Source organism: Bradyrhizobium cosmicum (genome assembly GCF_032290525.1).
Lineage (GTDB): Bacteria > Pseudomonadota > Alphaproteobacteria > Rhizobiales > Xanthobacteraceae > Bradyrhizobium > Bradyrhizobium cosmicum_A.
The window spans coordinates 1-253 of record NZ_JASXTA010000396.1 but is presented as its reverse complement, the minus strand read 5'-3'; the positions used below and the strand labels follow the sequence as shown (position 1 = coordinate 253).

Annotated in this window: 1 protein-coding gene; it reads right to left on the bottom strand. The window is 57.3% G+C overall.

Annotation, left to right across the window (positions count from 1 at the left end; genetic code table 11):
• Nucleotides 1-21: 21 nt before the first annotated feature.
• Entirely contained in the window at nucleotides 22-243 is a 222-nt protein-coding gene (locus tag QSV46_RS41675) for a hypothetical protein (RefSeq protein ID WP_409997301.1), read from the bottom strand.
• Nucleotides 244-253: the final 10 nt, after the last annotated feature.

Sequence of the window (253 nt, the reverse complement as noted above, 5' to 3'; positions counted from 1 at the left end):
GTTTCACCCCCACCACCAACCTCACAACACCTCAGACACAGGCACACACTCAATACCCAACGCCTCACCCACCGGCGCACTCACCAACTTCCCACCACAAGTCGCCAAACCACGCCGCAAATCATCACGCGACCCACACGCACCCCTCCAACCCTCATCAGCCAACAACAACACATACCGCATCGTCGCATTCGTCAACGCATACGTCGACGTATGCGGCACGGCACCCGGCATATTCGCCACACAATAAAAC